The sequence below is a fragment of the Mycobacterium sp. genome, from assembly GCF_039583785.1.
Lineage (GTDB): Bacteria > Actinomycetota > Actinomycetes > Mycobacteriales > Mycobacteriaceae > Mycobacterium.
Genome location: NZ_JAVKSG010000032.1, coordinates 17,367 through 42,689, shown reverse-complemented (window position 1 = coordinate 42,689; position 25,323 = coordinate 17,367). Strand labels below are relative to the sequence as shown.

Below are 25,323 nucleotides of genomic sequence, written 5' to 3'. Positions count from 1 at the left end.
GCCCCTATAGCTCAGTTGGTAGAGCTACGGACTTTTAATCCGCAGGTCCTAGGTTCGAGTCCTAGTGGGGGCACCGAGAATCTGTATGAGCCCGGCTGATGCTTGAGGTCGCGGCCGACGGGTATGCCCCTCGTCATGTCCACCATCAGCCACTGCGGCTCGAGTACCGTGTCACCCCGCTGGTGAACCTCCGCTTCGCCAGCGCGCGGGACAGCCTGCGAACTCAGCTGTGGCCGCTGCCGGTAGCAGGGATCGTGCTCGCGGTCGCAGCAGGCGTGCTGATGCCACACTGGGACGCCCTCGTCGACGCCGAGTTGCCGTCGTGGTCGACCTCCCTGTTCTTCGGTGGCGACGCCGGCGCGGCCCGCAGCCTGCTCGACACCATTTCCAGCTCACTCATCACTGTCACATCCTTGACGTTCTCGCTGACCGTCGTCACGTTGCAGCTTGCCAGCAGCCAGTTCTCGCCGCGGTTGCTGCGAACGTTCACCAGTGACATCTTCGTGCAGGCGACGCTGACGATCTTCCTGTCGACCTTCACGTACGCCCTGACGGTTCTGCGCGCTGTCCGCAGCGGAGACACCGGCGGTACGGCCTTCGTGCCTAGGATCTCCGTCACGTTCGCGTTCATCCTGGTCGTCGTCAGCGTATTGGGCCTGGTGTTGTTCCTGGCTCACCTCGCCCGGCAGATCCGGGTGGAAACCATGCTGCGCGACGTCCACGACGATGCCAGCGCCACCGTCCATAGCTCGACCAATCCGCTCGACGAGGCACGCCCGCTACCCGCGCTTCCCCACCCCCCGCCCCACGCGCTCGACATCACCGCGCCCTCGTCCGGCTTCATGACAAGCATCAACGAACACCAATTACTCTCGGCAGCAACAGAAGCGGACGCAACGTTGACGATCGACTGCTACCCGGGAAACTCCATCGTCGAGGGTGTTCCGATCGGGACCGCGTGGTCGACCACCAATGACCTCGTCGGCGACGCCTTCGAGCGGCTGCAGGCGGCGGTCCGCGGCGCGATCAAAGTCGGCTACGAGCGAACGGCAGCCCAGGACGTCGGGTACGGGCTGCGCCAACTCACCGACGTCGCCAACAAGGCACTGTCTCCGGGGATCAACGATCCGACGACGGCCATCCACGCGCTGGGACACATCTCGGCGATCCTGTGTCAGCTCGCCGGCCGCGACCTGCGCTCGATCGTGCTGCGCGACAGCGACGATCGTGTTCGCGTAGTGCTGCGCCGACCCAGCTTCGCTGAGGTGCTCGACGCCGCCATCACTCAACCCCGCCGCTATGGTTCGTCGGACCCGCAGCTGCTGAATCGAATTCTGCAACTGCTTGAGGAATTGGCCTGGCATCTCGACGATGCGACGCCGATTCGTCAACAGCTGGAGCGGCTGCGAACCACGGTGGAGCACTCCGACTTCGACACGACCGAACGCGGACAGCTGACCGACGCGGCGAAGCGAGTCGAGTGGGCGATCGACCGCCGTGTCGCCAGGAGCATTCCATGATCACCGAATCGCCGCTGGCCAGCGCAGTTCGACCGGTCAGCCTTTCACCGCGTTGAGATACGTGATGTCACCGAAGGCTTGGGCGAGCTCGTCGTCGGCGTAGACGAAGCCGTTGGCGGCATGCATCTCGGCGACCGTGCGATGCGACACCTGCCAGCCCAGCTTGGTCAGGTCTTCGATGATGTGACTGCGCTCGTAGTGGTAGACAAGCTCGTCGAAGTCGACCTCGAAGCCGAGCTCGGCCATCCGGTCGTGGTGGCTGCGCCACCGAGGGTCTTTGAAAATCGTTGTGTCAGGCACGAATTCAGATGCAACCTGGCTGTCCGGCGCACTCAGCGCGGTGATGTTGCCGAACAGCGCGTCCTGCGCCTCGGGCGGCAGGTACACGACCAGACCTTCGGCGCTCCACGCCGAGGGGGCCTGCGGATCGAAGCCGGCGGTTCGCAGAGCGGCGGGCCAGTCGTCGCGTAAATCGACGGCGACGGTGCGGCGCTCGGCCCTGGGCTCGGCGCCGAGACCCCGCAGAGTCGAGGTCTTGAATTCGATCACATCCGGCAGGTCGACCTCGTAGACCACGGTGCCCTCCGGCCACGCCAGCCGGTAGGCCCGCGCATCCAGGCCGGCCGCGACGATCACCGCCTGCCGGATGCCGCTGCGCGTGGCGTCGAGGAAGAAGTTGTCGTAGAACCGTGTCCGGACCGCCATTCCGCGAGCCATCCGGGCCGGGTCGAAATCAGTGCCGTCGGTGACCGGGATCTCGCCGTTGACCAGCCGGGTGTAGACGTCGATGCCGACCGCCCGCACCAGCGGCGCGGCGAACGGATCGTCGATCAGCCCGGCGTCGGACGATAGCGCCCGCTGGGCGGCGACCATGGTTGCCGTCGCGCCGACGCTGGTCGCAAGATCCCAACTGTCGCTCTCGCTGCGTGTGGACACCCGGACTCCCCTCTCGAAGTACCAATTAATATAGAACAGCTAGTTATTTGCTCGACGCTGGGAGGGAGGACCGTGATGGACTTCGCGCAACGGACCATCGACCTGGCGCGGCAAAATGTCGAAGAGGGCGGTCGGCCATTCGCGACGGTGATTGTCCGGGATGGCGAAATTCTTGCCGAGAGCGCCAATATGGTTGCGCAGAGCCATGATCCAACTGCCCACGCCGAGATCCTCGCCATTCGTCAAGCTTGCGTGAAACTGGGCACCGAGCATCTGGACGGCGCCACCATCTACGTGCTGGCCCATCCGTGCCCGATGTGTCTGGGTTCGCTGTACTACTGCTCACCCGACTTGGTGGTATTCCTGACGCAGCGCGACCAGTACGAGCCCTACTACGTCGACGACCGCAAATACTTCGAGCTGTCCACGTTCTACGGCGAGTTCAGCAAGGACTGGCAGCAACGGCGCCTGCCGATGCGCTACGACCCGCGCGACGCAGCTGTCGACGTGTACCGCCGCTGGCACGAGCGCAACGGGACCAAGACCCACTACACCCCGGGGCAGTAGTGCTTTGGATCGCCGCGCTCGTCGAGCGGCGGCAGGTTACGGGCCGGCGTCTGCACCAGCGGGGCGTCGGCGGGAATTCGGCCGCTGGCCCGGTCCAAGCCGGCCCGGGCCCGTGGATGCTTGCGGTAGCGCGACGGCACGACCGCGAAGATCAGCCGAACAAGGTCGCCGAAGCGGCGGTGCAGCCACTCGTCGCGGCGTGACCAGCTGTAGCCCATCAGCTTTCGCACCGGCGGGTCGTAGAGACCGACCGTCACCCAGACGAAGAACGGTGACAGCAGCTTGCGCTGCAGCGCCCACAGCGGATCTGGAATCCATTCCGCGAAAGGCGGTTTCGGCAGCTCGGTCAGGTTGAGCACCTCGCGCGCCGCGACGTTGTTCTCCAGCACCTCGCTGCACATGTGATCCCAGTAGACTCCGAAGTCCTCCCACGTCGTGGGCACCGGGCGCATGCTCATGCCGTACATCCGGTACCACTGGATGTGTTCGTCGAACAGCTGCCGCTTCTGCTCTGCGGTCAGACCACCGCAAAACCGTTCGGCCACATGGATTGTGCCCATGAAGAACGTCGAGTGCGCCCAGTAGAAGACGTCGGGGTTCATCGCGTGATAGCGGCGGCCCCGGCTGTCGGTGCCCTTGATCTCCAGGTGGTAGTCACGAACTTCGGCCCCGGTGGTCGGCGCGCGCTCGCCGTCGAACACCACACCGCCGATCGGATACAGCGACCGCAGCAACCGCGGCCAACGCTCACGGAAGAACGTCGAGTGATCCTCGACCGCCGCGCCCAGTTGCGGATGCATGTTCTGCATCGAGCCGGCCCAGGGGCCCTGCAGCATGCCACGCCAGTCACCGAAATACCGCCAGGTCAGCGAGTCCGGGCCGAGCGGTTGCGGCGGGGCCTGGTATCCCAGCGGCGAAATCGGGCAACCGGACCCAACTGGGGAACACTGCGACGTATCTTGAGTCACTGCGAAGTTTCCTGTCGATCGTCAGGCAATCTGACTACATGCGTTGTCATCAAGAGCTTAGGAGAGCCGTGCCGTCCGGTCAACGTGCGCGCCGCTGGTCCGGTGTCCCCTTGGAGAACCGCCAGGCCCTGCGCCGCGATCAACTCGTCGCCGCCGGTGTGCAACTACTCGGCGAGGCAAGCGGACCGGCCGTCACCGTGCGAGCGGTGTGCCGGCAGGCCGCACTGACCGAGCGGTACTTCTACGAGAGCTTCGCCGACCGCGACGAGTTCGTCCGCGCCGTCTACGACGACGTCTGCGCCCGGGCCATGTCGGCGCTGATGTCGGCCACCACGCCACGCGACGCCGTCGAGCAATTCGTCGCGCTGATGGTCGACGACCCGGTGCGGGGCCGGGTGCTGCTGCTGGCGCCGGCGGTGGAGCCGGTGCTGGTCCGGTCGGGCGCTGAGTGGATGCCCGACTTCATCGATCTGCTGCAGGGCAAGTTGACCCAGATCGGCGATCCGGTTCGGCAGAACATGATCGCCACTAGTTTGATCGGCGGGCTGACCGCGCTGTTCACCGCCTACCTGGACGGACGACTGGCGACCACCCGCGAGCAGTTCATCGATTTCTGCGTCGACATGCTGCTCAGCAGGGCCGCGACGGGCTAGTGACGACACCGGCCGCGACACGTAATATCGAGCGCGAGCGAAACTTGATGTCACCGACGTACACAGATATATTGCCGAAACCGACAGACACAGATAACTGGGAGGTGTGCTGTGCCGGACCGCACGGACTTGGACCTGCTGCGTGAACTCGAGCCGGTTGTCGAAAAGAACTTGAACCGGCATCTGAGCGTGCACAAGCCCTGGAACCCGCACGACTACATCCCATGGTCGGACGGCAAGAACTTCTACGCGCTCGGTGGCCAGGACTGGGAGCCCGGACAGTCCAAGCTGACCGACATCGCGCAGGTGGCGATGGTGCAGAACCTGATGACCGAGGACAACCTGCCGTCGTACCACCGCGAGATCGCGATGAACTTCTCGATGGACGGAGCCTGGGGGCAGTGGGTCAACCGTTGGACCGCCGAGGAGAACCGGCACGGCATAGCGCTGCGCGACTACCTGGTCGTCACCCGCGCCGTCGACCCGGTCGAGCTGGAGAAGTTGCGTATGGAGGTGGTGAACCGGGGCTTCAGTCCGGGCCAGAACCAGCAGATTCGCGCAGACCTGTTCGCCGCGAGCCTGTTCGACTCGGTCATCTACGTCACCTTCCAGGAGCTGGCCACCCGGATCTCGCACCGCAACACCGGTAAGGCCTGCAACGAGACGATCGCCGACCAGCTGCTGGCCAAGATCTCCCAAGATGAGAACCTGCACATGATTTTCTACCGCGACGTCAGCGAGGCCGGGTTCGAGATCGCACCGAATCAAGCGATGACGTCGCTACACAAGGTGCTGCGCAACTTCCAGATGCCCGGCTACCAGGTGCCCGAGTTCCGGCGCAAAGCCGTGATGATCGCCGTCGGCGGCGTTTACGACCCGCGTATTCACCTCGACGAGGTCGTGATGCCGGTGCTGAAGAAGTGGCGCATCTTCGAGCGCGAGGATTTCACCGGTAAAGCCGCCGCGATGCGGGACGACCTGGCGGTACTGATCAAGGAACTCGAAGTGTCCTGCGACAAGTTCGAGATCTCCAAGCGGCGCCAACTCGACCGCGAGGCCCGTACCGGCAAGAAGGTCACCGCAGCCGAACTGCATCGCACCGAAGGCACGCTCAGCATGAGCCGGCGGTAGCCGGTCTTGCGTATCGGCCCCATCACGCTGGCCAGCCCGGTGGTGCTGGCACCGATGGCCGGCGTCACGAACGTCGCCTTCCGCACGCTGTGCCGGGAGCTCGAGTTGCAGCGCGTCGGCACCGTCAGCGGGCTATATGTCTGCGAGATGGTGACCGCGCGCGCCCTCGTCGAGCGGCATCCCGTCACCATGCACATGACGACGTTTTCCGCCGCCGAGTCGCCGCGGTCGCTGCAGCTCTACACCGTCGACCCGGGCACCACGTACGCGGCGGTGCGGATGATCGCCGACGAGGGCCTCGCCGACCACGTCGACATGAACTTCGGCTGCCCGGTTCCCAAGGTCACCCGTCGTGGCGGCGGAGCGGCGCTGCCCTACAAGCGGCAGCTGTTCGGCCAGATCGTCGCGGCGGCGGTGCGCGGCACCGCAGGCACCGACATCCCGGTGACCGTCAAGTACCGGATCGGCATCGACGACGAGCACCACACCCACCTCGAGGCCGGCAAGATCGCCGAATCCGAGGGCGCGGCGGCGGTCGCACTGCATGCCCGCACCGCGGCCCAGCGCTACTCGGGGAGCGCCGACTGGGAGCAGATCGCCCGACTCAAGCAGCACGTGCAGACCATCCCGGTGCTGGGTAACGGCGACATCTTCGAAGCCAACGACGCGTTGACCATGATGGCCGTGACCGGCTGCGACGGCGTCGTGATCGGTCGCGGCTGCCTGGGCCGGCCGTGGTTGTTCGCCGAGCTCTCCGCGGCGTTCACCGGCAGCCCGCCGCCGACGCCGCCGAATCTGGGCGAGGTCGCGAACATCATCCGGCGGCACGGCGAGTTGCTCAGCGCGCACTTCGGCGAGGACAAGGGCATGCGTGACATGCGCAAACACATCGCCTGGTATCTACACGGCTTCCCGGCCGGCTCAGACCTGCGGCGGGCGCTCGCCCTGGTCCGGACCCGCGATGAGCTGGACCGGCTGCTGGACACCCTCGACGGCGATACACCGTTCCCGACCGCGGCGAGCGGGCCGCGCGGCCGGCAGGGGTCGCCGGCGCGGGTGGCGTTGCCGGACGGCTGGCTGGCCGACCGCGACGACTGCACGGTTCCAGCTGGCGCCGACGTCATGCACTCGGGCGGCTGATCCCTCCCGACCGCGCAGCGGCCAGGGGCCAGGGGCCAGGGGGACAGTCGAGGGCGCTCCTGAGATCGCGTTTCCGGTGCCCCCTCTATACGATGTTGATCTTGTCGCATCACGCGCCGGTGGCCCAGACCAGAACCACCACCGCGGTACGGCTGTATGCAGGAACGACGCGACCGCCGTGCGGGTGCGGATACGGTGCGATGCATCGACGTGCGCACTCGAGCATCATCGGAGATTCGGAGGCGGAAGGACATGAGTGACGACGATTCAGCCACTCACGACGCCGACGCCGACGCCGACGCCATAGGGCTGACCGGAACGCCGCCCGGATCGCGAAGCACCGCGCCGTGGGAACGGTTCGGGGCGACCCAGACAGCCATCATCGCCCATCGACGGGTCAGGCCGTCGGCGATGCCCGAACCACCTGAACCGCACGTGCCGGCCAGGCCGGTCGAACCCGCCGGCAACGGCAACGCCCACAGCAACACTGGAAGCCACGCCGAGGGCGGACTCAGCGTCGCAGATCTGATCGCCAAGATCGGCGCACCGGTCGCCGACCGGCCACGCCATCACCGTGCCGCCCCCGACGAGACCGCGGCATTCGACCCCGAACCCCCGCCCCTGGATGAGCCGGTCAGCGACTACGACGCCGACGAAGTACTGAGCCCGGCCGACTACGCCGACGAACTTCCCGACCTGGATGCCATCCGCCGCACGTCGATGCGCGGGCATGCTGCCGACATCGAGCAGACCCCAGTGCCGCCGGGTGCCGCAGCCCGCCTGGTCGACCCCGCCACACCCGACGGCACGGTGGACGAAGACCTCGCGCCGAAGCCGAAGCGTCGCCGGCACGGTGGTGCCCTGCTCGCCGGCCGCATGGCGGTCGCCACGATCGCGGCGGCGGCGCTGGCGATGACCGGTGGGGCGTACCAATGGAGCACCTCGAAGAACCACCAGCTGAACACCGTCAGCGCGCTGGACCTCGGTTCGCACGACATCGTCGACCCGAACGCGCAGTACGGCGACGAAGACTTCCTGATCGTCGGCATGGACTCGCGCGCCGGCGCCAACGCCAACATGAACGTCGGCAGCACCGAGGACGCCGGCGGCGCCCGCTCGGACACCATCATGCTGGTCAATATCCCAGCCAACCGCAAACGTGTTGTCGCAGTGTCATTTCCGCGCGACCTGGCCATCACGCCGATCCAGTGCGAGGCCTGGAACCCCGACACCTTCGAGTACGGCCCGCTCTACGACGCGGACACCAAGAAATGGGGGCCGAAGAACGTCTACACCGAGACGAAGCTGAACTCGACGTTCTCCTTCGGCGGGCCGAAGTGTCTGGTGAAGGAAATCCAGAAACTGTCCGGGTTGAGCATCAACCGTTTCATCGCCGTCGACTTCGCCGGCTTCGCAAAGATGGTCGACGCACTCGGCGGCGTGGAAGTGTGCAGCACATCTCCGCTGAAGGACTATGAGCTGGGCACCGTGCTGGCGCACGCCGGCCGTCAGCTGATCGACTCCAGGACCGCGTTGAACTACGTGCGGGCCCGCAACGTCACGACCGAGAACAACGGCGACTACGGCCGCATCAAACGTCAGCAGCTGTTCCTGTCGTCGCTGCTGCGTTCGCTGATCTCCAAGGAGACGTTCTCCTCGCTGAGCAAGCTCAACAGCGTCGTGAACATGTTCATCAGCAACAGCTATGTCGACAACATCAAGACCAAAGACCTCGTTCAGCTCGGCCAGTCGGTGCAGGGCTTGCACGCCGGCCACGTCTCGTTCGTCACCGTGCCGACCGGCGTCACCGACGAAAACGGCGACGAGCCGCCCCGCACGTCCGACATGCGGGCGCTCTTCGACTCGATCATCAACGACGACCCGCTGCCGGGCGAGAACAACGTGAACGCGACCTCGAGCCCGCCGACCACGACGGCGAACAGCAAGGCGTCCCAAACCAATCAGCCCGCAGGCCCGCACCCGGAGCACGTCCAAGCAGTGGCCGCCGCACCCCAGAACGTCACCGTGCAGGTGTCCAACTCGACCGCCAAGTCCGGGCTGGCCGGGACGGCCAGCGGCCAGCTCAAGCGCCGCGGATTCCGGGTGAAGTCGCCCGACGACTATCCGAGCCCGCTCAAGACCACCAAGGTGTTGTTCTCTCCGGGTAACGAGGGAGCCGCCGCCACCGTTGCGGCGTCGTTCCCGAACTCCACAGTCGAGCGCATCACCGGAACCGGGAACGTGGTGCAGGTGGTCCTCGGATCGGACTTCCGCGCCGTGGGCGCTCCCCCGCCGGTCGGCTCACCGGTCAGCCTGCAGGTCGAGCGCAACGCGAGCAGCCTGCCGAGCAAGCTGCCTGACGACTTGTCGGTGACCAACGCCGCCGACACCCACTGCGAGTAGGTTCCTTGGCGGATTAGCAGCTCGACGCGCATTTACCGCGAGTTCATGCTGCACTCCGTGCCGGTTCACGCCGCACCGGGGATCCGGAACGTACGCTTGAGTTCATGCGCACGGTCTACCACGAGCAGCTCACCGAGCTCTCCGAACAGCTCGGCGCGATGTGCGGGCTGGCCGGGGCGGCGATGGAGCGGGCGACGCAGGCACTGCTGCAGGCCGACCTGGTGCTCGCCGAGCAAGTCATCTCCGACCACGAAAAAATCGCTGAGCTCAGCGGGCAGGCGGAGGAGAGCGCCTTCGTGCTGCTCGCCCTGCAGGCCCCCGTCGCCGGCGATCTTCGCTCGATCGTGAGCGCCATCCAGATGGTCGCCGACATCGACCGGATGGGAGCGCTCGCCCTGCACGTCGCCAAGATCGCCCGACGCCGTCATCCCCAGCACACACTGCCCGAAGAGGTGAACGGCTATTTCGCTGAAATGGGCAGGCTCGCAGTGGAATTGGGAAACAGCGCGCAGGAGGTTCTACGGTCGCGCGACCCGGAGAAGGCCGCCCGCATCCGCGAAGAAGACGACGCGATGGACGATCTGCACCGCCACCTGTTCACCGTCTTGATGGACCGGGAGTGGAAATACGGCGTGGCGGCCGCCGTCGATGTGACCTTGCTCGGCCGTTACTACGAGAGGTTCGCCGATCACGCCGTCGAGGTGGCGCGCCGGGTCATCTTCCAGGCGACCGGCCGGTTTCCGGAGGACGAAACAGTCGCCAAATCCAGTTAGCCGAAACGGCCCGAGATGTAGTCCTCGGTGGCCTTCTGCGTCGGGTTGGAGAAGATCTTTTCGGTGTCGTCGACCTCGACCAGTCGGCCCGGTTTCCTGACATCTTCGAGGTTGAAGAACGCGGTGTGGTCGCTGACCCGGGCCGCCTGCTGCATGTTGTGGGTGACGATCACGATGGTGTACTCCTGCTTCAACTCGGCGATGAGATCTTCGATCGCCATCGTCGAGATCGGGTCCAGCGACGAGCACGGTTCGTCCATCAACAGCACGTCGGGTTGCACGGCGATCGCTCGCGCGATGCACAACCGCTGCTGCTGACCGCCGGACAGTCCGCCGCCGGGCCGGTCCAATCGGTCCTTGGCCTCGTCCCAGAGGTTGGCAGCGCGCAGCGCGTATTCGGCGGTGTCGTCGAGCAGTTTGCGGTTACGCACCCCCTGCAGCTTCAGCCCGGCCACCACGTTGTCACGAATTGACATGGTAGGGAACGGATTTGGACGCTGGAACACCATTCCGATGGCCCGCCGCACGCCCACCGGGTCGACACCGGAGCCATAGATGTCGTCGTCGTCGAGCAGCACGCTGCCTTGCATACGCGCACCGGGCGTCACTTCGTGCATCCGGTTGAGCGTGCGCAGCACCGTGGTCTTGCCGCAACCAGACGGCCCGATGAACGCCGTCACGCTTCGCGGCAGAACCGTGAGCGTGACGTCGGCGACCGCCTGGAAAGCGCCGTAGAAGATGCTGACCTCTTTGAGGTCCAACCGCTTAGCCACCGGGACTTCCGCCTGACCGTTGGGGAGCAAAGATTTGTGAGACGACCCTGGCCGACAGGTTTATCACGGCAATCAGCACAATCAGCGTCAGGGCGGCGCCCCACAGCCGATCGGTGGGAATCGGATTGGTCCCGGCCCCAGCCGAGGTCTGGTCGTACATCATCCCCGGCAACGAACCCATGAAACCGCCGAAGATGTTGAAGTTCATCGCCTGCGAGTAGCCCACCAGGATCAGCAGCGGCGCCGTCTCGCCCATCACCCGGGCCAGCGCCAGCAGGATTCCGGTGATGATGCCGGACATCCCGGCCGGCAGCACGATCTTGGTGATGGTCCGCCACTTCGGAACGCCCAGCGCATAACTGGCTTCACGCAGTTCCACCGGGAAGATCAGCAACATCTCCTCGGTGGTGCGGACAATCACCGGGATCATCAGCAGCACCAGCGCCAGCGACACCGCGAAGGCGGATCGCGGAAGACCGAACGTGGCGATAAACAGCGCATAGATGAACAACGCGGCCACTATCGACGGCACCCCGGTCAAGATGTCCACCATGAAGCTGGTCAGTTTGCCCATCGCGCTGTCGCCGCCGTACTCGACCAGATAGATGGCGACGAAGACGCCGATCGGGATGGAGATCGCCGCGCACACCAGCCCTTGCAAGACCGTCCCGACGATCGCGTGGTAGGCGCCGCCGCCGGCCACGAAGGCCGTCATATCGGCTTGCGAATGAGTCCACCACACAGTGGATTTGACCGTGTCGAACCCTTTGGAAACCACCGAGTACAGCAACCAGCTCAACGGCCCCAGAGCCACCCCGACCGCGCACGTCACCAACACGGCGGCGACGACATTTGCGGCGCGCCGACGCAGACTCACGCCGATGAACCTTCGCGCCTTGAGCGGGCGCTCCAGCATCGACGTCATCGACCGCCCCTGCCCGCGACAGCGGCGCGCGCCATCGCATTCACCAACAACGTGAGCAAGAACAGCACCAAGCCGGCGGCAATGTAGGCGCCGGCCTTGTACTGATTGTTGAAGTCGTAGGCGGTCGCCGCGATCTTGGTGGCAAAGGTGTAGCCGCCGTCGAACAGCGACCAGCCGAATGCCGCCTGGGTGCCGCGCAGGATGATCAGCAATGCGATGGTCTCGCCCAGGGCGCGGCCCAGACCCAGCATCGCGCCGCTGACATACCCGGACCGCCCGAACGGCAACACCGCAGTCTTGACCACCTCCCAGCGGGTGGCACCGAGTGCGAGCGCGGCCTCGATGTGGCCCTGCGGCGTCTTGATGAAGACCTCACGCGTGACCGCGGTGATAATCGGCAGGATCATCACCGCCAGCACGATTCCGGCGGTGAAGATGGTGCCGCCACCGGACACCGACGCATTGCCCGTCGCGAACAGAAATACCCCGCCCAGGTGCTGGTTGAGCCACGTTGCGACCGGTCGTAACCGCGGCGCCAGCACGAAAAGACCCCAGACACCGTAAATGATCGACGGGACCGCCGCGAGCAGGTCGATGATGTAGGCCAACGGTCCGGCGACCGGCCGCGGGGCGTACTGGGCAAGAAAGATGGCAATTCCCAACGCAATTGGCATCGCCAGCGCCAAAGCGAACAGCGCCACCATCATGGTCACCTGAACCAGGTCGAATACCCCGAAGCGCAGCGCCTCGATGTTCGTGGTGGCCCAGTTACCGCCATAGGTGAAGAAGTTGACCTGGTCCCGCGCCAGCGCGGGGATCGCGCGCATCAGCAGGAACAGCCCGATCGACACGATCAGCACGATGATCAGCACGCCCGACCCCTGGGACACCCCGCGGAACAGCCGTTCACCACGGCTGTGCTTGACGACGCCCCATCCCAGCGGGGTACCCGTCAGACTGCGCGACGACGCGACGACGATCTCACCCGAGCCGGTCTCACCCGAGCCGGTCTCGGCTGGATTCGGTGTCGTCACGGTTTCCCCATCAGTCCGGTTTCCCTATCAGTCCGCAGCTCTGGATACGAGGGTAATTCGTCCGGTCACTCGATCGCGTTGATCGCCGTCAGCAGGCGCTTTTTGAGCTTGTCCGGCAGCGGGATGTAGCCGGCACTCGACAGTCCGCCCTGGGCGTCGTCGACGGCGACGGTCAGCAGCGACTTCACCGCGGCGCTGGTCGCGGGGTCATAGCCCCGGGAGCAGACGATCTCGTAGGTGGCCTGCACCAGCGGATAGGCGCCTGCCGCCCGGGTGCGGTAGATCGAATTCAGGTTGAGTTTCAGGTCGTTGCCGACCCCGGCGAAGGTGGCACCCTCGATGGCCGTGCGCGCCGAGTCATCGGTGAGCGCGACCGGACCGCTACCGTCGTTGATCTGTGCATACGGCACGCCGCTGTGATCGGCAAAGCTTTCTTCGACGTAGCCGATCGCGCCGGGCACCGAGTGCACCGCCTGGATGATCCCGGCAGACTTCTGCGCACCTTCACCGACGCCGCCCTGAAATTCGCTGCTGGCGCCGCGGGTCCAACGGTCCGGGGCAGCCGCGCCGAGGTATTCCTGGAAGTTGTCGGTCGTGCCCGAGGAATCCGAGCGGTAAATCGGGGTGATTCTGATATTCGGCAACGACCGGCCGGGATTGAGCTTGGCGATCGCCGCATCGCCCCAATTGGTGATTCCGCCGCTGAAGATCTCGGCCAGCACGCCGGCGTTGACCACGAGCTGTGTGACCCCGTCCAGGTGGAAGACGACCGCGATCGACCCGAACACCAGCGGGAGTTGCCAGGCCGGATTTCCGTTGCAGCGAGCGGCGGCTGGACCGATCTGCTCGTGGGTGAGCGGCGAGTCCGATCCGGCAAAGTCCACGTGCTTGGCGATGAACTGCTCGCGCCCGGCGCCCGAGCCGGTCGGGTTGTACGCCAACTGCTTACCTGGACACAGCTGCGACCAGTCCATGTTGAACAGAGCAATGGCGTTCTGCTGCGCGGTCGAGCCCTCGGCGGTCAGGTCGGATTTGCCGCCGCAGTTCACCGGGTCAGCCGGCACCGACAGACCGTGCAGGTTGTTATCGCTACCGCAGCCGGTGGCCACGGCCGCCGCGATCGCTGCGACCGCCAGCACAGTGCGCACCGGGTGGAGCCGCACCGATCTCGCTTCCTCGAGGATGCTGTCCGCCGGCGAAAGCATGCGTCGGGTATAAGCCGGCACCCGCCAGAACAGTAAACGCCAGGCGAACACGTCAGACCCGCGCATAGGCGGTGTCTACGCTGTACTGGGAAAACCCCAGGCGGCGATACGTGCGCACCGCCGCAGTGTTGTCCGATTCGACGTAGAGCAGCACCGTCGGACTCGGCTCTGCGGCCAGCCTGCGGGACAGGTAGGCGACGCCCACCGCCGTCAGCACGCCACCCAGACCACCACCTTGGGCCGCCGGGTCGACACCGACGACGTAGACCTCACCGAGGCCGCTTTTTTGCGCGTGCACCTTGGTCCAGTGGAAACCCAACAGCGCGCCGGTCTGTTCGCTGAACGCCAGAAACAGCCCCTCCGGAGCGAACCACGGCTCGGCACGCCGCTCGGCGATATCGGCATCGGTCCAGCCGCCCTGCTCCGGGTGCGTTGCGAAAGCAGAGTTGTTGACCCGCAACAGCTCTGCGTCGTCGGCAGCACCGGCGTAGGTCCGGATGCGTACGCCGTCTGGCACGGCGGGCTCTGCGATCCCGGCGAGGCTACGGCGCATCTGCACGAGTTCCCGAACCGCCGACAGTCCCAACGCCGACGCGGTCGCACGCGCCGGATCCAGGGTGCCGTGTGCCCAGAAACGATTCTTCTCATCGGTTTTGCAGAGCGCAGCCCGGATCATCGCCGCGCCGATACCGCGTCGTCGCGCATCCGGATGCACCACCAGCTCGGCCATCGCGGATCCATCTCGCGGCTCCGCGGACAGATTCAAGTATCCGACCACGCTGTTGCCGTCGGCGACCAGCAGATGCTCGGTTCGGTCCTGCGGCAGCTCGCGCAGCACCTGTTCGCCGACGGGTGCGACTGCATCGAAATCTGTTGCCGCAGTGATAAGTTCGCGGATTTGCCGTTGCTCGTCAGGATCGAGTGACACCCGCCATTGCGGTGCCGTCACTGGCGGTGCAGCGGGTCGGCCAACGTCTCTTGGTGATTGTCGGCGTCGGCCTCGTCATCGTCGGACACGGCACTGGGCGGTCTGCCGCGGGCCGGACGGACAGCCTTGTAACCCACGTTGCGGACCGTGCCGATCAGCGCCTCGTACTCCGGTCCGAGCTTGGCGCGCAGCCGCCGCACGTGCACGTCGACGGTGCGGGTGCCACCGAAGAAGTCGTAACCCCACACCTCGTGCAGCAATTGAGCGCGGGTGAACACCCGGCCTGCGTGCTGGGCGAGATACTTCAGCAGCTCGAACTCCTTGTAGGTGAGATCGAGGGGACGACCGCGCAGCCGGGCGGTGTAGGTGCCTTCGTCGATCACGAGGTCACCGAGGCTCACCTTGCCGACGCCCTCGTGGTCCTGCAGGTTGCCTCGCCGGCCGATCAGCAGTCGCAGCCGGGCGTCGATCTCGGCGGGCCCGGTGCCGGGCAGCAGGATCTCGTCCAGCCCCCAGTCCGCGTTGACGGCCACCAACCCGCCCTCGTGGACCACGACCACCACCGGGATCGACCGGCCGGTGGAACCCAGCAACCGGCAGAGTCCGCGCGCTGCCGGCAGGTCCAGCCGCGCGTCGACGATCAAGATGTCAGCGCTGCCGGCCTCCAGCAACGACGAAACGTCGGGCGGCGCGGTGCGCAGGTTGTGGGCGAGCAACGACAAGGACGGCAAAACGACATCCGGATTCGGCTCGGGGGTAAGCAGCAACAGGTCCAAGCAAGCCCCTCCAGCTTTCATGGGAAAGGCGTCTCCCAAAATTCATCGAGAGATACGAAGTTTAACGGCCAGGTCACTAAACGATAGCTTGCAACCAGGTCGTTCGCGCGGCGACGATGCAGACCGGCACGGTCTGAGGAGGAGGCGCGCCATCAAATCACCCGCGGCGACCACGGTGACAATGCGCGTCCGGACGTGCAGGTAGGCCACAATGTGCGGATGCGTAAGGCGCTGGTCGCAGTGGCCGCGGTGTTGTCGGCGGTCGTGCTGGTGCTGTTGGCGGTCGTCGGCGCCGACTTCGGGACCAGCATCTACGCCGAGTACCGCCTGGCGCGGGTGGTACGGGAGCAGGCCCACCTGGGCTTCGACCCGTTCGTCGCGATCATTGCGGTCCCGCTCGTCGCGCAGGCGCTGCGCCACAACTACGAAGACGTGGAGATCAAGGCCACCGCAGTCGAGCGACCAGTGATCGGAAAGGCCACCCTCGAGGCCACCATGCACTCGGTCGACCTGACCGACGCGTCCTGGCTGATCAGGCCAAATGCCAAGCTGTCGGTGGGCAAGCTGGAGAGCCGGATCATCATCGACTCGCTGCATCTAGGCCGCTACCTGGGCATTCGGGACCTGATCGTCGAGGCGCCGGCCAAAGACACCAACACCGCCAGCGGCGGCACCACCGAATCCGGCATCTCCGGCAGCCATGACCTGGTGTTCAGCGGCACCCCGCTGGCGGCCCACTTCGACAAACGCGTCAGCGTCGCCGTGGACCTGTCGATGGCCGGCGACGACAACACCACGCTGGTGTTCACCCCCACCGGTATGCTCACCGGGCCTAACACTGCCAATCAGAGCGTGCCGGACGACAAGCGCGACGCGGTGCTCGCCGCGTTCGCCGGCGAACTGCCCGATCAGAAGTTGCCGTTCGGCGTGGCGCCGACCACCCAGGGCGCCCGCGGCTCGGACGTGATCATCGAAGGTATAGCGACGGGATTAACGATCACCCTCGACGGGTTCAACCGGGCATGACGTGCGCCGGCGACGATGCAGCGCGCAGCAATGCGCAGGAGCGGTGCCGATGACGACGGCAGTTGTGACGGTTCTCGCAGCGCTGGTGGGGGCCGGGAGCGTCGGCTGGCTGATGACCCGCCGGTCGGGTGCTGTTCGCGCGATCGATCCCACCGAGGATGTCGACACCACCGGCTTGGGCCTGTCCTCGGAGGGGCCCACCGTCGTGCATTTCAGCGCATCGTGGTGCGGGCCCTGCACGCAGGTGCGCCGCGTGGTCGACCAGGTGTGTGACGGTCTCGGGCAGGTTGCACACGTCGAGATCGATATGGACGCCAATCCGGGCGCTGCACGGCGTCTTTCGGTGCTCTCGCTGCCCACCACGTTCATTTTCGACGCCGATGGCCGGCAGCAGTACCGCACCACGGGCGTGCCGAAAGCCGACGACCTGCGGTCGGCGCTGGCACCGCTGTTGGCTTCATGACGACACCATTGGGTAAGCTGAGCGACGTGTCCGCCCGCGTCGAGCTGATGCTCACCCAGCGCCGCGCACTTGTGCTGCGCCGCGTTGCGGGCTGTTGCTGTTGTAGCTGCTGAGTAGCCGCGCCTTCTCGCGCCGCGCTCGGAGCAACCAAACCCCCGTGGCGCGCCGCCACAAAGTCGTGGATAGAGCAATTCAGGAGCAGCATCATGTCCAACACCAACACCCCCGATCAGGTCGACGTCCGGGGACCGCGCTTCGCGGCCTGGATCACCACCGCGGTGCTGGTCGTCACCCTGCTCGTGTCCGGCGTGAACTCGCCGGCCGCCGCCGTCATCCTGAGCGTGCAGTCCGTCGTCTTCGCGATCGGCGCTTCTGCCGGGCCCCGGCGCCACCCGTACGGCCGGGTGTTCGCCACGCTCGTCGCGCCGCGGCTGAGCCCGGTACGCGAGCGTGAGCCCGTTCCCCCGCTGAAGTTCGCTCAGCTGGTCGGGTTGATCTTCGCCGCCCCGGCCGCGATCGGATTCGGCACCGGCGCCGCACTATTGGGCGTCGTGCTCACCGCGGCGGCGCTGGTCGCCGCTTTCCTCAATGCAGCCTTCGGCATCTGTCTGGGCTGCCAGCTCTACCCGCTGGTGGCGCATCTGAAGCCGGTCCACAGCACCTCATAGCGATCGAAAGGATCATCCATATGGCACGCTCCGATGCCCTGGTCTCCGCGGACTGGGCCCAGAGCAATCTCGATGCCGACCACGTGGTCTTCGTCGAGGTCGACGAAGACACCAGCGCCTACGACGACGGTCACATCGCCGGGGCGATCAAACTGGACTGGCGTACCGATCTGCAAGACCCCGTCCGCCGCGACTTCGTCGACGCCGCGCAGTTCGCCAAGCTGCTCAGCGACCGCGGCATCGCCAACGACGACACCGTGGTGCTCTACGGCGGCAACAACAACTGGTTCGCCGCCTACGCCTACTGGTACTTCACGCTGTACGGTCACCAGGACGTCAAGCTGCTCGACGGCGGCCGGAAGAAGTGGCAACTCGACGGTCGGGCGTTTTCCACCGACGCGGTGAGTCGGCCTGCCACCAGCTACGTCGCGCAGCCCGCCGACAACTCGATCCGGGCCTTTCGCGACGAGGTACTGGCCGCGATCGACGAGAAGAACCTGGTCGACGTGCGCTCGCCGGATGAGTTCTCCGGCAAGATCCTGGCGCCGGCCCACCTGCCGCAGGAGCAGAGCCAGCGGCCCGGTCACATCCCGACCGCCATCAACGTGCCATGGAGCAAGACCGCCAACGACGACGGCACCTTCAAGTCCGACGACGAGCTGACCAAGATCTACGCCGACGCCGGACTGGACGGATCGAAGGAAACGATTGCTTACTGTCGAATCGGGGAGCGTTCGTCGCACACCTGGTTCGTTTTGCAGGAACTGCTCGGATACCGGAACGTCAAGAACTACGACGGCAGTTGGACCGAATACGGCTCCCTGGTGGGAGCCCCAATCGAGTTGGGAAGCTAATTATGTGCTCTGCGCCGAAGCAAGGACAGACTCTGCCGGCCAGCGTCGACCTGGAGAAGGAAACGGTGATCACCGGCCGGGTCGTCGACCATCGCGGTCAGGCCGTGGGCGGTTCATTCGTGCGACTGCTGGACTCCTCGGGCGAGTTCACCGCCGAGGTCGTCGCATCGGCTACCGGCGACTTCCGGTTCTTCGCCGCTCCCGGGTCGTGGACGCTGCGTGCGCTGTCGGCCGCCGGCAACGGCGACGCGATCGTCGAGCCGCGGGGGGCCGGCATCCACGAGGTCGACGTCAAAGTCGCGTGACCGGTCCGTCGAACTAGACTCATCATCGTGATTCTGTTCTTCGAGATCATGCTCGTCGCGGCCGTCGTGTTCATCTCCTGGTTCGCGTTGTACACGCTGTATCGGCTAATCACCGACGAATCGTGATCGCCGACGACTCTGACGCCGACGACGCGGTTAGCGTGCCGGGCTCCGGTGACAGCGCGGTGGCCGCAGCGGCCGAACGCGCGAAGGCGACGGCGATGCGCAACGTCCCGGGCTTCGACGACTTGCCGATCCCCGCGGACACGGCCAACCTGCGCGAGGGCGCCAACCTGAACGATGCGCTGCTGGCGTTGCTTCCGCTGGTGGGCGTGTGGCGCGGCGAAGGCGAAGGCCGTGGGGCCGACGGCGACTATCGGTTCGGCCAGCAGATCGTCGTCTCCCATGACGGCGGCGACTACCTGAACTGGGAGTCCCGCTCCTGGCGGGTCAGCGGCGCCGGTGAGTACGAGGCACCCGACCTGCGCGAGACCGGCTACTGGCGCTTCGTCGACGAACCCGACGACCCGTCCGAGTCGCAGGCCATCGAACTGCTGCTGGCGCACTCCGCCGGCTACGTCGAGCTGTTCTACGGTCGCCCGCTCAACCAGTCGTCGTGGGAGCTGGCCACCGACGCGCTGGCCCGCAGCCGGTCGGGCGTATTGGTCGGCGGGGCCAAGCGGCTCTACGGGATCGTCGAGGGTGGCGATCTGGCCTACGTCGAAGAGCGGGTGGACGCCGACGGCGGGCTGGTTCCGCATCTGTCGGCGCGGCTGTCGCGTTTTGTCGGCTGACGCGATATCGGTGCCGGAGAGGACGTTTGCGGGCTGCCCTGGCCTGGCTGCCCTGGCCCGGCTGCCCTGGCCTGGCTGCCCTGGAAAGGGGGCAGCCCCCGAGCCGTTAGTTCCAGGGTGGACAAACCGGAGGCTCGGGGGCCGGGTGACTGCAGGGAATTCGCCAGCGCAGTGCTGCTGGTTCTTTCCAGCCAGGTGCTGCTAGCGGGCAGCCACCTCACACGTCCAATGAGCTATCAATTTCTCGGACCACCTCCTCTCCTGTGTACTGGCGAAGGTACCGTTGCGCGTCACCGGAGACAACCGATTTCAGCGATCGCTGACGATCGCGGCGTCGACCAGTTCGGCGAATTCCGCGGTCAAGGCCGCGCGCGGCAGAGCCCGGCCGTCGAGGGTGTGCACGCGAGCGGCGAGCGTCATGCTTGATACCAGCCAAATTCCCTGTGCGGCAAGCAGATCGGCAATACGCAGCGCGCGGTAGTCGCAGTCGTAGCCCTTGACGCGAGCGACAGCGAACAGGGCCTGCTGGGTGGTACCGCGCAGGATCGGATACCAGGGCGGCGGGGTCAGCAGGCACACGCTGCCGTCTTCACCGGCGGTGGCGATCACAACCGTCGAGCGTGGCCCTTCCAGGATGTAGCCGTCGGAGCTGACGAAGATGACGTCGCCTGCGCCCTGGCGGTTCGCGTGCCGCAGCGCAGCCATGTTGATGGCGTACGACAGCGTCTTGGCGCCGGCCAGCAGCCACGGCATGTGCTCGGTGCCGGCCGACGGCAACTCGCGGGGCAGGGTGATCGCGGCCAGCCCGTCTTTGCGGACCGCCGCGATCCGGTCGGCGACGGGGTTCACCGTGACGTACGCGGTTGGCGCCGAGCCGCGCTCACGGCCTCGGCTGCAGACCAGACGCATCGCGGCCTCGTCGTCGGTATCGCCCACCCACTGCTTGGTGGCCAGGTCGATCGCGTGCCGCCACGCGGGAAGGTCCGGGTCCGGCAGCTCGAGCAGCTTCGCCGAATGGCGGAGCCGGTTCAGGTGCGCTTCGACCAGGCAGGCACGGCCATCGCGGACCAGCAGCGTCTCGAAGACGCCGTCGCCCCGCACCGCGGCGAGGTCGTCGGCGAACAACAGCGGTGTCCCCGGCGGATGCACCTCGCCGTCGAGCGTCACGATCACGCCCGGATGGCCAGTCATGGAGGGAAAGACTAGTGGTGATCGCCAGAGCGGCGCAGCCGGTCGCCGCGGGTCACCACCATAGGGTCGAGTCCGCGGGCCCGTAGAGTTGGTGTGTGTTCGCTGTTCCCGTACCCGAAAACGGCCCAGACGCCGGCGCGATCTGGCACTACGGCGACCCGCTGGGCGAACAGCGCGCCGCCGAAACCGCTGCCGCTCTGGTGGATCGGTCGCATCGCGGTGTGCTCACCCTGACCGGCGCCGACCGGCAGACCTGGCTGCACAGCATCTCCACCCAGCACGTCAGCGAACTTCCGGACGGTGCCAGCACGCAGAATCTCAGCCTCGACGGTCAGGGCCGGGTCGAAGACCACTGGGTTCAGACCGAGCTCGACGGCGTCACCTATCTCGACACCGAACCATGGCGCGGCGAACCGCTGCTGGCATACCTGCAGAAGATGGTGTTCTGGTCGCAGGTGACGCCGGCCCGAGCCGACCTGGCGGTGTTGTCGCTGTTGGGGCCGCAGCTCGCGGACCCGGCAGTGCTCGGCGCGCTCGGCGTCGACGCATTGCCCGCCGAACAGACCGCGATGCCGCTGAGCGGCGGCGGTTTTGTCCGCCGGCTGACCGAGGCCAGCCCGGGCCAGATCGAGCTCGACGTGGTGGTCGACCGGAGTCGGTCCGCCGCCGTGCAACAGCGGTTGACCAGCGCCGGGGTGCGCCCGGCCGGAGTCTGGGCCTACGAGGCCCACCGGGTGGCGGCGCTGCGTCCACGGCTCGGCGTCGACACCGACGAACGCACCATCCCGCACGAGGTGGGCTGGATCGGCGGGGCCGTCCATCTCGACAAGGGCTGCTATCGCGGTCAGGAAACCGTCGCCCGGGTGCATAACCTGGGCAAGCCGCCGCGGATGCTGGTGCTGCTGCACCTGGACGGGTCGGTGGACCGGCCGGTCACCGGCGACGTGGTATCAGCCGGCGGCCGCGCGGTGGGCCGGCTGGGAACGGTCGTCGAACACGTCGACCTCGGACCGGTGGCGCTGGCGCTGCTCAAGCGCGGCATACCCGCCGACACCGCCCTGAGCACCGGCGGCGACACCGACGCGGCGGCGATGATCGACGCCGGATCGCTGCCGGCGCTCGACGGGCCGGGCGCCGGTCGGGTGGCCGTCGAGCGATTGCGGGGAGCAGCCCGATGACGGCCGTCGAACCGTGCGGGGCGCAACCGCGCACAGCCACCGGGCACGCTAAACTATCGACAGGACAATAAAGACAAGAGATCGGAGCCGCCTACTCGTGGGCCGCTCCGTTATTGCGCGAGGGGGTTCCCCCAATGGGCCGTGGCCGGGCTAAGGCGAAGCAGACCAAGGTCGCTCGAGACCTGAAATACAGCTCACCGCAGACCGATTTCGATCGGCTGCAGCGCGAGCTGTCCGGTTCCGACGGTGACGACGCGGACCAGTCCGAGGGCGACGATCCCTGGAACGACGTCCGCCGCTAGGGCGCTACGCGGCTCGCCTGACCGGCGGGCCGAATCTAGAACCTGGGGTGCTGTCCGACGAGTTTCGCTCGCGGACCGCTTTTTCCGCCTTTATTGATCGTGCCGAGGACCCAGCAGGTCAAGTGCCGGGCGGTCAAGATGGCCAGCGCGCGGTCGGTGTCTTCGGGAGCGACGACTGCGATCATGCCCACGCCCATGTTGAACGTCTTCTCCATCTCGGCTCGCGAGACGCGGCCACGCTGAGCGATCATCGCGAACACCGGCGCCGGCGTCCAGGTTCCGCGATCCATCTCGGCGAGCAGGCCGTTCGGGATGACGCGCTCCAGGTTGCCGGCCAGCCCGCCGCCGGTCACGTGACAGAAGGTGCGGACCTGAGTTTCAGCGGCCAGGGCCAGGCAGTCTTTGGCGTAGATGGTGGTCGGCTCCAATAGCTCCTCGCCGAGTGTGCGGCCGAATTCCTCCACGTAGCCTTCCAGGTTGCCCCGGTCGATCTCCAGCAGTACCTTGCGGGCCAGCGAGTAGCCGTTGGAGTGCAGCCCGGACGATCCCATCGCGATGATGACGTCGCCCGGCTTGACCCGGTCGGGTCCGAGCAGGTCGTCGGCTTCGACCACGCCGACACCGGTGGCGGAGATGTCGTAGTGGTCCGGCTCGATCAGGCCGGGGTGCTCGGCGGTCTCACCGCCGAGCAACGCGCAGCCCGCGCGCATACATCCTTCGGCGATACCGCCCACGATCGCGTTGAGCCGTTCCGGCACGATACGGCCCAGCGCGATGTAGTCCAGCAAGAAGAGTGGTTCGGCACCACAGACAACCAGATCGTCGACGACCATCGCCACCAGGTCCAGCCCGACGGTGTCGTGCTTGTCCATCGCCTGGGCGACGGCCAGCTTGGTGCCCACCCCATCGCTGGATGCGGCCAGCAGCGGCTCGCGGTAATCACCGCGCAGCGCGAAGAGTCCGGCGAACCCTCCGAGCTTGCCGACCACCTCGGGTCGGGTCGCTTTGGACGCCAATGGCTTGAACAGTTCGACTGCGCGATCACCGGCTTCGATATCGACTCCGGCCGATACATATGTCGCGCCCGGGGTGGCCGGGTCTTTTCCGCGGGCGGTCATCGCGCTAAAGGCTACCGGTCGACGCCGGCACGGGTATCTCCCACTCGTGCAAGAGGAACGTAAAACTACGGATGCCGTAGCACGGCGGCCTGCTCGACCTCCGGCGAGAGCTCGGGGACCATCTCTGCGTGCGCGGCCCCGCGCGCGGCGTTGGCCAGCATCTGCTCGATCACATTCTTGCCAAGCGCTGTCTCGCTTGGCAATTCGATCGGATACTTGCCGTCGAAGCACGCCGAGCACAGTCGCGAGGTGGGCTGCTCGGTCGCGGCGACCAGACTCCGCAACGAGATGTAGCCCAACGTGTCGGCGTTGATCGCATGCCGGACCGCTTCGAGCATTTCGTCTTCGTCTTCGACGGCGTTGGCGATCAGCTCGGCCGGCGACGGGAAGTCGATGCCGTAGAAGCACGGCCACTTCACCGGCGGCGACGCGATCCGCACGTGCACTTCGACCGCCCCGGCCTCGCGCAGCATCCTGACCAGCGCGCGCTGGGTGTTGCCGCGCACGATCGAGTCGTCGACGACGATCAGCCGCTTGCCCCGGATGACTTCTTTGAGCGGGTTCAACTTCAGCCGGATTCCGAGCTGACGGATGGTCTGCGAGGGCTGGATGAAGGTGCGGCCGACGTAGGCGTTCTTCATCAGGCCCTGGCCGTAGGGGATGCCGGACTCCTGCGCGTAACCGACCGCGGCGGGTGTGCCGGATTCCGGCACACCGATCACCAGGTCGGCCGCGATCGGATGTTCGCGGGCCAGTCGGCGGCCGATCTCCAGCCGGGCGCCGTGCACCGACCGGCCGGAAATCGTGCTGTCTGGCCGGGCCAGGTACACGTATTCGAAGATGCAGCCCTTGGGTTCGGGGTTGGCGAACCGGGTCGACCGCACGCCGTCGGCGTCGATGGCCAGCAGCTCACCGGGCTCGATCTCGCGAACGAACGATGCGCCGACGATGTCCAGGGCGGCGGTCTCCGACGCCACCACCCAGCCGCGGTCCAGTCGCCCCAGGCACAGCGGCCGCACCCCGTGCGGGTCGCGGGCGGCGTAGAGGGTGTTTTCGTCCATGAAGGTCAGGCAGAACGCGCCGCGCACCGTCGGCAGCAGCTCCAGCGCCGCCTGCTCCAGGGTGGAATCGGCAGCGCCGTGCGCCAGCAGTGCGCCCAGCACGTCAGAGTCGGTATTGGCGGCACCGGGAGCGCGCGGGTTGATCAGTCCGGCTTCACGGGCACGGGTGACGAGCTCGGCGCTGTTGACCAGGTTTCCGTTGTGCCCCAATGCGACGCCGGTACCGGCCGCGGTATTACGGAAGACCGGCTGGGCGTTCTCCCAGGTCGGCTGGCCGCTGGTGGAGTACCGGCAGTGCCCGACCGAGACGTGGCCTTCCATGGATGCCAGCGTCTGCTCGTCGAAGACCTGACTGACCAGGCCGAGATCCTTGAACACCAGCACCTGCGATCCGTCCGCGACGGCGATGCCGGCCGCCTCTTGGCCGCGGTGTTGCAGCGCGTAGAGGCCGTAGTAGGTCATCTTGGCGACGTCTTCGCCGGGGGCCCACACCCCGAATACACCACATTCTTCGCCGGGCGGGTTCTCATCGGGTATCGACTGCTGGACGGTCACAGTGTGGCGGCTCCCCAGGGAACGGATGGTGACGCGGTGAAGTCTACGTAAACGTTCGGCGTGTCCACGAATTGAT

Annotated in this window: 26 protein-coding genes and 1 tRNA gene; 16 read left to right on the top strand and 11 right to left on the bottom strand. The window is 66.4% G+C overall.

Annotated elements, in window-relative coordinates; translation table 11 throughout:
* Together ABDV69_RS11895 and ABDV69_RS11890 are read left to right on the top strand one after the other, a co-directional pair.
* Positions 1–73, top strand: a tRNA-Lys gene (locus ABDV69_RS11895).
* 25 nt (positions 74–98) lie between these two features.
* On the top strand, positions 99–1,520 hold the full coding sequence (locus tag ABDV69_RS11890) for a DUF2254 domain-containing protein (RefSeq protein ID WP_343574501.1): 1,422 nt from the start codon (positions 99–101) through the stop codon (positions 1,518–1,520).
* 36 nt (positions 1,521–1,556) lie between these two features.
* Here the strand turns inward: ABDV69_RS11890 and ABDV69_RS11885 are convergent, their stop codons facing one another.
* Positions 1,557–2,393 carry an SAM-dependent methyltransferase gene (locus tag ABDV69_RS11885; protein WP_343574509.1) on the bottom strand — a complete coding sequence of 279 codons (837 nt, stop codon included), beginning with the start codon at positions 2,391–2,393 and terminating at the stop codon, positions 1,557–1,559.
* Positions 2,394–2,528: 135 nt separating this feature from the next.
* Here ABDV69_RS11885 and ABDV69_RS11880 point away from each other — a divergent pair, with 135 nt between their 5' ends.
* Positions 2,529–3,023, top strand: coding sequence for a nucleoside deaminase (locus tag ABDV69_RS11880; RefSeq protein WP_343574499.1), 495 nt, complete (start codon positions 2,529–2,531; stop codon positions 3,021–3,023).
* Here the strand turns inward: ABDV69_RS11880 and ABDV69_RS11875 are convergent.
* On the bottom strand, positions 3,005–3,991 hold the full coding sequence (locus tag ABDV69_RS11875) for an oxygenase MpaB family protein (RefSeq protein ID WP_343574497.1): 987 nt from the start codon (positions 3,989–3,991) through the stop codon (positions 3,005–3,007). The genes ABDV69_RS11880 and ABDV69_RS11875 overlap by 19 nt on opposite strands.
* A gap of 68 nt (positions 3,992–4,059) precedes the next feature.
* Here ABDV69_RS11875 and ABDV69_RS11870 point away from each other — a divergent pair, with 68 nt between their 5' ends.
* The 5 genes from ABDV69_RS11870 to phoU all read left to right on the top strand — a co-directional run bounded on the left by ABDV69_RS11870 (position 4,060) and on the right by phoU (position 10,091).
* On the top strand, positions 4,060–4,644 hold the full coding sequence (locus tag ABDV69_RS11870) for a TetR/AcrR family transcriptional regulator (RefSeq protein ID WP_343574494.1): 585 nt from the start codon (positions 4,060–4,062) through the stop codon (positions 4,642–4,644).
* A gap of 111 nt (positions 4,645–4,755) precedes the next feature.
* Complete coding sequence (locus tag ABDV69_RS11865; RefSeq protein ID WP_343574492.1) at positions 4,756–5,775, top strand: acyl-ACP desaturase; 1,020 nt, start codon at positions 4,756–4,758, stop codon at positions 5,773–5,775.
* 6 nt (positions 5,776–5,781) lie between these two features.
* Positions 5,782–6,915, top strand: coding sequence for a tRNA dihydrouridine synthase DusB (dusB, locus tag ABDV69_RS11860; RefSeq protein ID WP_343574490.1), 1,134 nt, complete (start codon positions 5,782–5,784; stop codon positions 6,913–6,915).
* A 252-nt stretch (positions 6,916–7,167) separates the two neighbouring features.
* Positions 7,168–9,318 (top strand): LCP family protein, encoded by a 2,151-nt coding sequence (locus ABDV69_RS11855; protein WP_343574486.1) that lies wholly within the window; start codon positions 7,168–7,170, stop codon positions 9,316–9,318.
* Positions 9,319–9,422: 104 nt separating this feature from the next.
* The gene (phoU, locus tag ABDV69_RS11850) at positions 9,423–10,091 is read left to right on the top strand and encodes a phosphate signaling complex protein PhoU (protein ID WP_343574485.1); all 669 of its coding nucleotides are present in this window, start codon (positions 9,423–9,425) and stop codon (positions 10,089–10,091) included.
* Here the strand turns inward: phoU and pstB are convergent.
* The 6 genes from pstB to ABDV69_RS11820 all read right to left on the bottom strand — a co-directional run bounded on the left by pstB (position 10,088) and on the right by ABDV69_RS11820 (position 15,753).
* Positions 10,088–10,864 (bottom strand): phosphate ABC transporter ATP-binding protein PstB, encoded by a 777-nt coding sequence (pstB, locus tag ABDV69_RS11845; protein ID WP_343574483.1) that lies wholly within the window; start codon positions 10,862–10,864, stop codon positions 10,088–10,090. The genes phoU and pstB overlap by 4 nt on opposite strands.
* Complete coding sequence (gene pstA, locus ABDV69_RS11840; protein ID WP_343574480.1) at positions 10,857–11,789, bottom strand: phosphate ABC transporter permease PstA; 933 nt, start codon at positions 11,787–11,789, stop codon at positions 10,857–10,859. The genes pstB and pstA overlap by 8 nt, the downstream gene beginning before the upstream one ends.
* Positions 11,786–12,823, bottom strand: coding sequence for a phosphate ABC transporter permease subunit PstC (pstC, locus tag ABDV69_RS11835; RefSeq protein ID WP_343574478.1), 1,038 nt, complete (start codon positions 12,821–12,823; stop codon positions 11,786–11,788). The genes pstA and pstC overlap by 4 nt, the downstream gene beginning before the upstream one ends.
* 65 nt (positions 12,824–12,888) lie before the next feature.
* Positions 12,889–14,028: a phosphate ABC transporter substrate-binding protein PstS gene (pstS, locus tag ABDV69_RS11830; RefSeq protein ID WP_343574475.1), complete on the bottom strand. Its 1,140-nt coding sequence runs from the start codon at positions 14,026–14,028 to the stop codon at positions 12,889–12,891.
* A gap of 52 nt (positions 14,029–14,080) precedes the next feature.
* The gene (mshD, locus tag ABDV69_RS11825) at positions 14,081–14,977 is read right to left on the bottom strand and encodes a mycothiol synthase (protein ID WP_343574472.1); all 897 of its coding nucleotides are present in this window, start codon (positions 14,975–14,977) and stop codon (positions 14,081–14,083) included.
* A complete protein-coding gene (locus ABDV69_RS11820; RefSeq protein ID WP_343574471.1) occupies positions 14,974–15,753 on the bottom strand; it encodes a response regulator transcription factor in 780 nt (259 codons plus the stop codon). The genes mshD and ABDV69_RS11820 overlap by 4 nt, the downstream gene beginning before the upstream one ends.
* 198 nt (positions 15,754–15,951) lie before the next feature.
* Between ABDV69_RS11820 and lmeA the strand changes: the two genes are divergently transcribed.
* From lmeA to ABDV69_RS11790, 6 genes are all read left to right on the top strand, one after another.
* Positions 15,952–16,758: a mannan chain length control protein LmeA gene (gene lmeA, locus ABDV69_RS11815; protein ID WP_343574468.1), complete on the top strand. Its 807-nt coding sequence runs from the start codon at positions 15,952–15,954 to the stop codon at positions 16,756–16,758.
* A 49-nt stretch (positions 16,759–16,807) separates the two neighbouring features.
* Complete coding sequence (locus ABDV69_RS11810; protein ID WP_343574466.1) at positions 16,808–17,221, top strand: thioredoxin family protein; 414 nt, start codon at positions 16,808–16,810, stop codon at positions 17,219–17,221.
* Positions 17,222–17,427: 206 nt separating this feature from the next.
* Positions 17,428–17,889: a DUF4395 domain-containing protein gene (locus ABDV69_RS11805; protein ID WP_343574463.1), complete on the top strand. Its 462-nt coding sequence runs from the start codon at positions 17,428–17,430 to the stop codon at positions 17,887–17,889.
* A 20-nt stretch (positions 17,890–17,909) separates the two neighbouring features.
* The gene (locus ABDV69_RS11800; RefSeq protein ID WP_343574461.1) at positions 17,910–18,743 is read left to right on the top strand and encodes a sulfurtransferase; all 834 of its coding nucleotides are present in this window, start codon (positions 17,910–17,912) and stop codon (positions 18,741–18,743) included.
* 2 nt (positions 18,744–18,745) lie between these two features.
* Positions 18,746–19,048 (top strand): DUF1416 domain-containing protein, encoded by a 303-nt coding sequence (locus ABDV69_RS11795; protein WP_343574459.1) that lies wholly within the window; start codon positions 18,746–18,748, stop codon positions 19,046–19,048.
* A 221-nt stretch (positions 19,049–19,269) separates the two neighbouring features.
* A complete protein-coding gene (locus tag ABDV69_RS11790; protein ID WP_343574506.1) occupies positions 19,270–19,842 on the top strand; it encodes an FABP family protein in 573 nt (190 codons plus the stop codon).
* A 309-nt stretch (positions 19,843–20,151) separates the two neighbouring features.
* Here ABDV69_RS11790 and ABDV69_RS11785 read toward each other — a convergent pair whose 3' ends face one another.
* Positions 20,152–21,015: an aminodeoxychorismate lyase gene (locus ABDV69_RS11785; protein ID WP_343574504.1), complete on the bottom strand. Its 864-nt coding sequence runs from the start codon at positions 21,013–21,015 to the stop codon at positions 20,152–20,154.
* Positions 21,016–21,128: 113 nt separating this feature from the next.
* Here ABDV69_RS11785 and ABDV69_RS11780 point away from each other — a divergent pair, with 113 nt between their 5' ends.
* Positions 21,129–22,211 carry a folate-binding protein YgfZ gene (locus tag ABDV69_RS11780; RefSeq protein ID WP_343574457.1) on the top strand — a complete coding sequence of 361 codons (1,083 nt, stop codon included), beginning with the start codon at positions 21,129–21,131 and terminating at the stop codon, positions 22,209–22,211.
* Positions 22,212–22,345: 134 nt separating this feature from the next.
* Complete coding sequence (locus tag ABDV69_RS11775; RefSeq protein ID WP_343574456.1) at positions 22,346–22,513, top strand: DUF3073 domain-containing protein; 168 nt, start codon at positions 22,346–22,348, stop codon at positions 22,511–22,513.
* Between the two features lie 35 nt (positions 22,514–22,548).
* Here ABDV69_RS11775 and purM read toward each other — a convergent pair whose 3' ends face one another.
* Positions 22,549–23,631, bottom strand: coding sequence for a phosphoribosylformylglycinamidine cyclo-ligase (gene purM, locus ABDV69_RS11770; RefSeq protein WP_343574453.1), 1,083 nt, complete (start codon positions 23,629–23,631; stop codon positions 22,549–22,551).
* A gap of 65 nt (positions 23,632–23,696) precedes the next feature.
* Positions 23,697–25,247: an amidophosphoribosyltransferase gene (gene purF / locus ABDV69_RS11765; RefSeq protein ID WP_343574450.1), complete on the bottom strand. Its 1,551-nt coding sequence runs from the start codon at positions 25,245–25,247 to the stop codon at positions 23,697–23,699.
* Between the last annotated feature and the right edge of the window lie 76 nt (positions 25,248–25,323).

Excerpts from the sequence above, each read along its gene's own strand:
- lmeA (WP_343574468.1), top strand. The coding sequence starts at position 15,952 with ATGCGTAAGGCGCTGGTCGCAGTGGCCGCGGTGTTGTCGGCGGTCGTG.
- pstA (WP_343574480.1), bottom strand. The coding sequence starts at position 11,789 with ATGACGTCGATGCTGGAGCGCCCGCTCAAGGCGCGAAGGTTCATCGGC.
- pstS (WP_343574475.1), bottom strand. The coding sequence starts at position 14,028 with ATGCTTTCGCCGGCGGACAGCATCCTCGAGGAAGCGAGATCGGTGCGG.
- ABDV69_RS11820 (WP_343574471.1), bottom strand. The coding sequence starts at position 15,753 with ATGAAAGCTGGAGGGGCTTGCTTGGACCTGTTGCTGCTTACCCCCGAG.
- ABDV69_RS11810 (WP_343574466.1), top strand. The coding sequence starts at position 16,808 with ATGACGACGGCAGTTGTGACGGTTCTCGCAGCGCTGGTGGGGGCCGGG.
- ABDV69_RS11790 (WP_343574506.1), top strand. The coding sequence starts at position 19,270 with ATGCGCAACGTCCCGGGCTTCGACGACTTGCCGATCCCCGCGGACACG.
- phoU (WP_343574485.1), top strand. The coding sequence starts at position 9,423 with ATGCGCACGGTCTACCACGAGCAGCTCACCGAGCTCTCCGAACAGCTC.
- purM (WP_343574453.1), bottom strand. The coding sequence starts at position 23,631 with ATGACCGCCCGCGGAAAAGACCCGGCCACCCCGGGCGCGACATATGTA.
- ABDV69_RS11795 (WP_343574459.1), top strand. The coding sequence starts at position 18,746 with ATGTGCTCTGCGCCGAAGCAAGGACAGACTCTGCCGGCCAGCGTCGAC.
- ABDV69_RS11885 (WP_343574509.1), bottom strand. The coding sequence starts at position 2,393 with ATGGTCGCCGCCCAGCGGGCGCTATCGTCCGACGCCGGGCTGATCGAC.
- ABDV69_RS11890 (WP_343574501.1), top strand. The coding sequence starts at position 99 with ATGCTTGAGGTCGCGGCCGACGGGTATGCCCCTCGTCATGTCCACCAT.
- ABDV69_RS11805 (WP_343574463.1), top strand. The coding sequence starts at position 17,428 with ATGTCCAACACCAACACCCCCGATCAGGTCGACGTCCGGGGACCGCGC.
- ABDV69_RS11855 (WP_343574486.1), top strand. The coding sequence starts at position 7,168 with ATGAGTGACGACGATTCAGCCACTCACGACGCCGACGCCGACGCCGAC.
- ABDV69_RS11800 (WP_343574461.1), top strand. The coding sequence starts at position 17,910 with ATGGCACGCTCCGATGCCCTGGTCTCCGCGGACTGGGCCCAGAGCAAT.
- ABDV69_RS11775 (WP_343574456.1), top strand. The coding sequence starts at position 22,346 with ATGGGCCGTGGCCGGGCTAAGGCGAAGCAGACCAAGGTCGCTCGAGAC.